7 protein-coding genes are annotated in these 9,179 nt (G+C 74.6%); 4 read left to right on the top strand and 3 right to left on the bottom strand.

Annotated elements, in window-relative coordinates:
• Positions 1–294: 294 nt before the first annotated feature.
• Positions 295–954 carry a GNAT family N-acetyltransferase gene (locus E0D90_RS19835; RefSeq protein ID WP_130799481.1) on the bottom strand — a complete coding sequence of 220 codons (660 nt, stop codon included), beginning with the start codon at positions 952–954 and terminating at the stop codon, positions 295–297.
• Positions 955–1,040: 86 nt separating this feature from the next.
• Complete coding sequence (locus E0D90_RS19840) at positions 1,041–2,702, bottom strand: acyl-CoA dehydrogenase family protein (protein ID WP_130799482.1); 1,662 nt, start codon at positions 2,700–2,702, stop codon at positions 1,041–1,043.
• Between the two features lie 18 nt (positions 2,703–2,720).
• Between E0D90_RS19840 and E0D90_RS19845 the strand changes: the two genes are divergently transcribed.
• Entirely contained in the window at positions 2,721–3,878 is a 1,158-nt protein-coding gene (locus E0D90_RS19845; RefSeq protein WP_130799483.1) for a YihY/virulence factor BrkB family protein, read from the top strand.
• A 36-nt stretch (positions 3,879–3,914) separates the two neighbouring features.
• Here the strand turns inward: E0D90_RS19845 and E0D90_RS19850 are convergent, their stop codons facing one another.
• The gene (locus E0D90_RS19850; RefSeq protein ID WP_103501580.1) at positions 3,915–4,184 is read right to left on the bottom strand and encodes a DUF1876 domain-containing protein; all 270 of its coding nucleotides are present in this window, start codon (positions 4,182–4,184) and stop codon (positions 3,915–3,917) included.
• 384 nt (positions 4,185–4,568) lie between these two features.
• On the opposite strand from E0D90_RS19850, the gene rsgA reads away from it, so the two are divergent.
• The 3 genes from rsgA to E0D90_RS19865 all read left to right on the top strand — a co-directional run.
• The gene (rsgA, locus tag E0D90_RS19855; protein WP_438827420.1) at positions 4,569–5,792 is read left to right on the top strand and encodes a ribosome small subunit-dependent GTPase A; all 1,224 of its coding nucleotides are present in this window, start codon (positions 4,569–4,571) and stop codon (positions 5,790–5,792) included.
• Between the two features lie 265 nt (positions 5,793–6,057).
• Complete coding sequence (gene lon, locus E0D90_RS19860) at positions 6,058–8,535, top strand: endopeptidase La (protein ID WP_130799484.1); 2,478 nt, start codon at positions 6,058–6,060, stop codon at positions 8,533–8,535.
• 131 nt (positions 8,536–8,666) lie between these two features.
• Positions 8,667–9,179, top strand: a 513-nt coding sequence (locus E0D90_RS19865) for a hypothetical protein (RefSeq protein WP_130799485.1), incomplete at its 3' end; no start/stop codon positions are given.

Here is a 9,179-nt window from a genome sequence, read left to right on the forward strand (position 1 = left end):
GGGGGAACGGCGCGCGCGGGGTGTGCGGGGAGGAGGCTCCGGAGCGGTCCGCGACTACCGGCGGACGCGACACCTGGCGCTGGACATACGGCCGAGGTCGACGTGGCGTCGACTCACCAGGGCAACTCCAGCGCGGGACATGACGGAAAGACTGGCACGCGCTCGCGGCGCCAGTCCACTGTCTTCCATGATGTGGACAAAGCTGTCTCGCATCGCGGGACGTCTCTGGTCAGCGGCGTGCGGCGACGCGACGCGGCCGTCGTCGCACCACCCGGCCGGCACCCGGAACCGGCCTCACGCCCGGCCGTCGTCCGGCACCTCGCCCGCCGTCCGGTCCGACTCCTGCCGCGGCTCCTGGCCCGACTCCTGGCCCCGGGTGGCGAAGGCGCCCGGCCACGGCCCGGGGGAGGGCGTCACCGGCTCCGCCTCGGTCCGGGTGTCGAACAGGGTGAACCCGCGCCGCCGGTAGTTGTCGAGTGCGTGGGGGCTGTCCTTGGAGCAGGTGTGCACCCACACGCGCCGCGTCGCCTCGCGCCCCGGGACGCGGTCGGCCAGGTCCCACGCCCGCGCGGTCCCCACCGAGAGCAGATGGCCGCCGACACCCCGCCCCCGGAACGCGCCCCCGAGCCCGAAGTAGGCGATCTCCACGACGCCGTCCGGCTGGGCGTCCAGTTCCACGTAGCCGGCCGGGGTGTCCCGGACATGGGCGACCCAGCTCTCCACCCCCGGGCGCTCCAGGTACCGGCGCCACCGGGCGTGGTCCCACGACAGCCGGTCGGTCCAGCCGATGTCCCCGCCGACGAAGGTGTACAGGAAGCGGCTGAACTCGGGGGAGGGCACCTCGGCGCGGGCCACCCGGACCCGGTCACCGGGGGACGGCTCCCGGGCGGGCCGCAGCGCGTCGGGTGACGTCTGCTCCAGGGACCAGGTGGTCACGTCGACACGTTCGCTCATGCCACCAGCCAACCAGAGCGCTCCCGGGCGCCGCCCTCCGGGCACGCCGAGCGGGGGACGGCGGGCCGCCCCGAGGTGTGCGGGTGCTACGGGGCGATCTCCACCGGCCCCGGTGCCGCGCGGCGCACGATCGCCGCCGGGTCCAGGCCGGCCGGCAGGGTGCCGAACGCGCCGCCGCTGTCGCGCCCGAGCCGGCTGGCGCAGAACGCGTCGGCCACCGCCGGCGGCGCGTGCTGCACCAGCAGGGAGCCCTGGAGCACCAGCGCGATCCGCTCCGCCAGGCGCCGGGCGCGCCCCTCCATGCCCTCCAGGTCAGACAGTTCGGTGAGAACCCCCGTGATCGCCGCGTCCAGCCGGTGGTCGGCGCCGGCCGCGGCACCCACCTCGGTCAGGAAGGCGTTGAGCGAACCCGGTTCACGCTGCAGCGCCCGCAGCACGTCGAGCGCCTGCACGTTGCCCGAGCCCTCCCACACCGAGTTCAGCGGAGCCTCCCGGAGCAGCCGCGGCATACCCGACTCCTCGACGTAGCCGTTGCCGCCCAGGCACTCCAGCGCCTCCGCGACCAGCGGAGCGCATCGCCCGGTGACCCAGAACTTCGCCGCCGGAACCGCCAGCCGCAGCAGGTGCCGGTCGTGGGCCCGCCCGGCATCGGCCCCGTCGCAGGCCGCCGCCAGCCGCAGCGCCAGCGCGGTGGCGGCCTCCGACTCCACGGCGAGGTCCGCCAGCACGTTGCGCATCAGCGGCTTGTCCACCAGCCGGTCACCGAACGCCTCCCGGTACGTGGCGTGGTGGACGGCCTGGGCCACGGCCTGCCGCATCAGCGCGGCCGACCCCGTCACACAGTCCACCCTGGTCGCGGCCACCATCTCCACGATGGTCGGCACGCCCCGCCCCTCCTCGCCCACGCGCCACGCCAGGGTGGTGCCGTCGAACTCGACCTCGACCGACGCGTTGGACCGGTTGCCCAGCTTGTCCTTGAGCCGTTGCAGGGCGAAGGTGTTGCGGCTGCCGTCGGGCAGCACCCGGGGCAGCAGGAAGCAGGTCAGCCCGCCCGGCGCCTGCGCCAGGACCAGGAAGACGTCCGACATCGGCGCCGAGCAGAACCACTTGTGGCCGGTCAGCGCGTACATGCCGGACTCGCCGGCCGGCTCCGCGCGGGTGGTGTTGGACCGGACGTCCGAGCCGCCCTGCTTCTCCGTCATCGCCATGCCCGCGAGCGCTCCCCGCTTCTCCGCCGCCGGGGCGAGCGTCGGTTCGTAGCTGCGGGAGGTCAGCAGCGGCACCCACACCTCGGCCAGCTCCGGCTGCTCCCGCAGCGTCGGCACGGCGGAGTGGGTCATCGACAGCGGGCAGGCGTGCCCGGCCTCGGGCTGCGTCCACACCATCAGCCCGGCCGCGCGCCGCAGATGGCCGTCCGGGTGGCCCCAGGCGTCGGTCAGCCCCGCCGCGACCGCGTGCTCCAGCAGGTGGTGCCAGGTGCGGTGGTACTCGACCTCGTCGATCCGGTGGCCGTACCGGTCGTGGGTGCGCAGCAGCGGGAGCCGTTCGTTGGCCAGCCGTCCCCACTCCTGGTTCCGCCGTGACCCGGCCGCGCGGCCGAGGACTCCCAGCTCCTCCGCCAGGCCCGCGGCCCGCCCGGCGTCCGCGTGCCGTGCCACGCCCTCCACCAGCGCGGCGTCGCTGGCGAACACGTCGTAGTCGATGAGCGGCGGGGGCTGGTTGGATACCGTGTGGGTACTCGGAGTCATGCCGATACGTTATGGGGCGTGACCGCCGATGATCCATCCCGTACCGGGGACGACGAGCCGGAGCCCGACCGACCCCGCGCGGCGCTCTACCACCGCATCCCCAAGGCGAAGCTGCTCTGGCTGCTGCTGAAGGACACCGTCCAGTCCTGCGCGGAGCACCGGATCGTGGGAATGGCCGCCGAGGCGGCCTTCTTCACCCTGCTGTCGCTGCCACCGCTGCTGCTCGGCCTGATCGGCCTGCTCAGCAGCCTGGACGCGGTCGCCGGGACCGACACCCTGGAGACGGTCCGTTTCCACATCCTCGACATCTCCACCACGATGCTGTCCGAACGTGGAGTCGAGGACGTGGTCCGGCCCCTCATCGATGACCTGACGCAGGGCGCCCGGCCGGACGTGATGTCCTTCGGCTTCATCGTCGCCCTGTGGTCCGGGTCGCGGGCCGTCAACGTCTTCGTCGGCACCATCACCGTCATGTACGGCATGGAGGGTTACCGGAACCCGGCCGCCACCCGGCTGCTGGCGTTCCTGATGTACCTGGTGTCGCTGGTGGTCGGCGCGGTGGTGGTGCCGGCCATGGTGATCGGTCCGGAGCTGGCCATCGGCTGGTTCCCCGGGCTGGAGGGACAGCTGCGGGTCCTCTACTGGCCGGTGGTGCTGCTGCTGTGCGTCGGCTTCCTCACCACGCTCTACCACGTCTCCGTCCCGGTCCGTTCGCCGTGGCGCGAGGACATCCCCGGGGCGATGGTGGCGCTGGCCATCTGGGCGGTCTGCGCCTTCGCGCTCCGCGCCTACCTGCGGACCACCGTCGAGGGGCAGTCGATGTACGGCTCGCTCGCGGTGCCGGTGGCGATCCTGATGTGGCTGGGCATGTCGGCGTTCGCCGTCCTGGTCGGTGCGGCGCTGAACGCCGCGGTCGACCGGGTGTGGCCGACCGCGGCGACGGCCGCCGCCCGCGCCGAGACCGACGAGGCACGGGCCGCCGCGGCCGAGGCGATGCTCGCCGCCGTGCGGGAGCGACGCAGCCGCGCGGAGAAGCTGGGCATACAGGCGTACGACATGACCGCCACCGCTATGCGGCTGGCCGGGACGCTCCGGCCCTCGGACCTCAAGCAGCAGCTCAAGGAGGCCAGGCAGCGTCGGCGCCGCGACTCCAAGGCGCGTCGCGAGCTTCCCTGAGCGGCGTACGCTCCGGGATCGTCGACCGTCCGGGCGTCACCGGTGCACGTGCGCCGGCACCTTCGTCTCCGCCTCGATCTCCCCCTCGGCCTTGCGCAGCAGTTGCCCCGCCAGGTCGTTGAGCAGCCTGGCGGCCGCCACCTCCTCGCCGACCCGTGGCTGGTCCGCGTCGTCGGGGTGCCGGTCCGCGTGTCCGTGCGCGCGCAGTTCCGTGCCGTCGGGCAGCCGCAGCAGCGCCGCCGCCCGGGTCTCCGAACCGATCTCCGCGAGTTCCAGTTCGATGTGCCAGCCGACCACGGTCTTCATGGTGTCCACCTCCGTTGGTCCGTATATCCAGGGTGCACCCGCACGCCGCGCCTCGCTGGTGGGTGGCCGGTGGCCGGTGGCCGGTGGCCGGTGGCCTGTGACCGGTGGCCGTGCCTGCCGGGCCGGCACCGGGCCCGGTCCGCCGGAAAACCGGTTGCCGGGGCGGGACGGCGCGCGTAGCGTCCCGCGGGCCGGTCGGTGACGACCCGCGTGGACCGGGCCGGGCCCGGGTGATCAGGAGGAGGTGGCGACTGTGGCTGTGACTGTCGCGAACCGCGTTCCCGCAGGCATCCGCGATGCCGCCCCGTTCACCTCCGTGGACCCCGGCTGATCCAGCGCGTCACGCGCGCCCCCGGGGCCACCCTCTGGAAGGGTCCCCCTCCGTTGAAGCACGCCCGCACCACCCGTCCCACCTCCACCCCCGGCGCGCCCGGCTCCGCCGTGCCGCGCCCGGACACCTCCGGTGCCTCCCCCGACGCGGACGGGACCGCGCCCGGCACCGGCCCGACCACCACGCTCGCGGCGCTCGGCTGGGACATCGGCCTCGCCGAGGCGTTCGCCGCCCACGCCGCGACCGACCCCGCTCCGCTGCCCGGCCGGGTGGTCCGCGTCGACCGCGGCAGCTGCGACGTCGCCACCGCCCTCGGCACCCTCCGCGCCGCCACGGACGCGGTCGCCCGTGCCGCCGACCCGGTTGGGCACCCCTGCACCGGCGACTGGGCCGTCCTCGGCCGGGACGCCGGAGGCTGGGCGGTACGGTCGCTGCTGCCCCGCCGGTCGGCGTTCCTGCGGTCGGCCTCCACCAGCGCGGTGCGCGCGCAGGTGCTGGCGGCCAACGTCGACCTCGCGCTGATCGCCGTCTCCCTCTCGGCGGAGTTCGTTCCCGGACGGCTGGAGCGGTTCGTCGCGCTGGCCTGGGCCGGCGGGGTGCAGCCCGTCGTCGTGCTGACCAAGTGCGACCTCGCCGACGATGTCGACCATGTGCGCGCCGACGCCGAGGACGCGGCGCCCGGTGTCCGGGTGCTGGCGGTCAGCTCCCACACGGGGGAGGGCGTGGCCGAACTGTCCTCGCTGCTGGCCGGCGCCACCTCGGTGCTCCTCGGCGTCTCCGGCGCGGGCAAGTCGACGCTCGCCAACCTGCTGACCGGCGTCTCCGGCCAGCAGGTGCGGGAGGTCCGTCGCGGCGACGGCCGGGGCCGGCACACCACCACCACCCGGGACCTGCTCGCGCTGCCGGGGGGAGGCGTCCTGATCGACACGCCGGGACTGCGCGGGGTCGGGCTCTGGGACGCGGCCGAGGGCGTCAGCCGCACCTTCGCCGACATCGAGGCGCTGACCGAACGGTGCCGGTTCGGGGACTGCGGGCATCTGAGCGAGCCCGGGTGCGCCGTGCTGGAGGCCCTCGACGACGGCTCGCTGCAGCAGCGGCGGCTGGAGAGCTACCGCAAGCTGCTGCGCGAGAACAGCCGGATCGCCGCACGTGCCGACGCCCGGCTGCGGGCGGACGCGCTCAAGGAGTGGAAGCGCCGGTCGGCGGTCGGCCGCCACCAGGCAGAGATGAAGCGTGGTGAGCGGACACGCGGGGGCGGCAGCCACCGACGCCGCTGAGTAGTCGCTGAGTAGTCGCTGAGCACACCGCGACGGCGGCCCGCCCCTCCTGCCCGCTGCCGCCCGGCGGAATTCCGCCGGGCGGCAGCGGCGTTGTCCGGGGTGGCCGCCGCTCCGTCCGGAGCGGTCGGCGGAGACGCGGTCCGCGTTCCGAAGCCCGGCCCCGGCTGATCGCTCACGGCGAACAGCCGCCACCGTCGGGAACAATCCCTTCGTTCCCCGCGTTGAGTGCTAGTAGCTCAACTTACTTGCGGATGGAGTGGTCATGGTTTTCTCGCACGCAACGCTCACCCTGCCCGTGCTGCCGCTGGACGACGACGTGGTGCTGCCGGGCATGGTCGTCCCGCTCGACCTGACCGACGCCGAAGTGCGGGCCGCTGTGGAGGGCGCCCGGGTCGCCGCCGAACCCGGTGAGAAGCCCCGGGTCCTGCTGGTCCCGCGTACGGAGGGCCGGTACGCCGCCATCGGCGTGCTCGGCCGCGTCGAACAGACCGGACGGCTCGCGGACGGCGACCCCGGCGCACTGATCCGCGGCCTCAGCCGCGTTCGCGTCGGTGCCGGCACCACCGGCCCCGGTGCCGCCCTCTGGGTGGAGGGCACGCTCGTGGAGGAGACGGTGCCCGAGCCGCTTCCCGGCTCCGTCACCGAACTGGCCACCGAGTACAAGGCGCTGATCACCAGCTGGCTGCGCGAGCGCGGAGCCTGGCAGGTCGTCGACCGGGTCCAGCAGATCGAGGAGGTCGGCGCGCTCGCCGACAACGCGGGCTACTCGCCGTTCCTCACCTCCGAACAGCGGGTCCGGCTGCTGGAGACCACCGACCCGGTCGAGCGGCTCCGGCTGGCCGTCGGGCTGCTCAAGGACCACCTCGCCGAGCGCGAGGTGGCGGAGTCCATCGCCAAGGACGTCCAGGACGGCGTGGACAAGCAGCAGCGCGAGTTCCTGCTGCGCCGTCAGCTGCAGGCCGTCCGCCGCGAGCTGTCCGAACTCACCGGGGACGGTGAGGGCGAGGACGGCGGCGACGACTACCGCGCCCGGATCGAGGCGGCGGCACTGCCGCCCGAGGTCCACAAGGCGGCCCTCAAGGAGGCCGACAAGCTGGAGCGGGCCGGTGACCAGGGGCCGGAGGGCGGCTGGATCCGCACCTGGCTGGACACCGTGCTGGAACTGCCCTGGAACACCACCACCGAGGACGCCTACGACATCGCCGGCGCCCGCGCCGTCCTGGACGCGGACCACACCGGCCTGGAGGACGTCAAGGACCGGATCGTCGAGTACCTGGCGGTGCGCAAGCGCCGCGCGGCCCGCGAACAGCTGGCCGCCGCCGCCCCTGGCACCGAGCCCACCGGCGCGGACGGCACCGGTGACGGTGGGACCGCGCCCCGTACGCCGCGCGACGACCGCCGTCCCGGCGGCGCGGTGCTGGCACTGGTCGGCCCGCCCGGCGTCGGCAAGACCTCGCTCGGCGAGTCGGTGGCGCGCGCCATGGGCCGCAGCTTCGTCCGGGTCGCCCTCGGTGGCGTCCGCGACGAGGCGGAGATCCGCGGCCACCGCCGGACCTACGTCGGAGCGCTGCCCGGACGGATCGTCCGCGCCGTCAAGGAGGCCGGGTCGATGAACCCGGTCGTCCTGCTCGACGAGATCGACAAGGTCGGCAGCGACTTCCGGGGCGACCCCGCCGCGGCGCTGCTCGAAGTCCTCGACCCCGCCCAGAACCACACCTTCCGCGACCACTACCTGGAGGTCGAACTCGACCTGAGCGACGTGGTCTTCCTCGCCACCGCCAACGCGCTGGAGACCATCCCGCAGCCGCTGCTGGACCGGATGGAACTGGTGCAGCTGGACGGCTACACCGAGGACGAGAAGGTCACCATCGCCCGTGACCACCTGCTGCCCCGCCAGCTGGAGCGGGCAGGGCTCGGCGACGACGAGGCGGACGTCACCGACGACGCCCTGCGCCGTCTGGCGGGCGAGTACACCCGTGAGGCGGGCGTGCGCAGCCTGGAGCGGTCCATCGCCCGGGTCCTGCGCAAGGTCGCGGCCGCGGGGGAGGCGGGGGAGCGTCGCCTCCCGGCCACCGTGGACGCCGGCGACCTGCGGGCCCTGATCGGTCGCCCGCGCCACACCCCCGAGGCGGCACACGACCCGGCGGAGCGCCGAACCGCCGTCCCCGGCGTCTCCACCGGACTGGCGGTCACCGGAGCCGGAGGCGACGTGCTCTATGTCGAGGCGTCGCTGGCCGACCCCGAGACCGGCGGTGCCGGGCTGTCCCTGACCGGGCAGCTGGGCGACGTCATGAAGGAGTCCGGGCAGATCGCCCTCTCCTACCTGCGCTCGCGCGGCGCGGAGCTGGAACTGCCCGTCGGCGACCTCAAGGAACGCGGAGTCCACCTCCACGTTCCCGCCGGGGCCGTGCCCAAGGACGGGCCCAGCGCGGGCGTCACCATGATCACCGCCCTGGCGTCGCTGCTCAGCGGCCGGCAGGTGCGGCCCGACGTGGCGATGACCGGCGAGGTGTCACTGACCGGGCGGGTGCTGCCCATCGGCGGAGTGAAGCAGAAGCTGCTCGCCGCCGACCGCGCCGGGATCACCACGGTGATCATCCCCAGCCGCAACGAGCCCGACCTGGACGACGTCCCGGCCGAGGTCCTGGAGCGGCTGGAGGTCAGGCCGGTCTCGGACGTCCGGCAGGTCCTGGAGATCGCGCTGACGCCGGGCCGGCAGCCCGTGGCCATGGCCGCCTGACCTATCGCGGCCGGCGCGCCGCGAAGACCGCCGCCGGCCGGTGGGAGCAACCCTCCCGCCGGCTGGCGCCGTCGCGCCGGCTGCCGCCGCTGCCGCCGGAGCCGACGGCGCGCGTGGCAGCATGAACAGCCATGAACCCGCCCGAGAGCGCGCCCCTGACCGCGCTGGACTTCCAGCTGGTGGTGCTGCGCCGGATGGCCGACTTCCACCCGGAACGGGTGGCGGACGCCCTGCGCGAGCTGTCCACCGACCGCACCCGGATGCGCGCCGCCAACCGCCGCTGGCAGGCGTCCCTGCGCTCCGCCGCGCGGCGCGGCGCCCTCACCCGCTACCTGAACGTCCTCGGCACCCCGGCCGCACGCGACGAACGCCGCGTCGGCCAGCTGGTGTGCGAGGCCGTCGCCTGGCGGCTGCCGCTCTGGGACGACCTGCGGTTCGAGGTGCTGACCGCCCCCGGCGGCGGGATCTGGCACGAGACCCTGGCCCGCGCTCCCGGGGCCGAGCCGCCGCCCCTGCGGGACACCGCCGACCTGCTGCCGTGGTCGTGCACCCTGGAGGAGGTCGCGCGTGCCTTCGCTCCCGCCGTACCGCTGGAGGGCTCAGCCCCCACCCGCTGGCGGCTGTCCTTCACCCCGCCCCCGGAA

The sequence above is a fragment of the Streptomyces otsuchiensis genome, assembly GCF_004305975.1.
Lineage (GTDB): Bacteria > Actinomycetota > Actinomycetes > Streptomycetales > Streptomycetaceae > Streptomyces > Streptomyces otsuchiensis.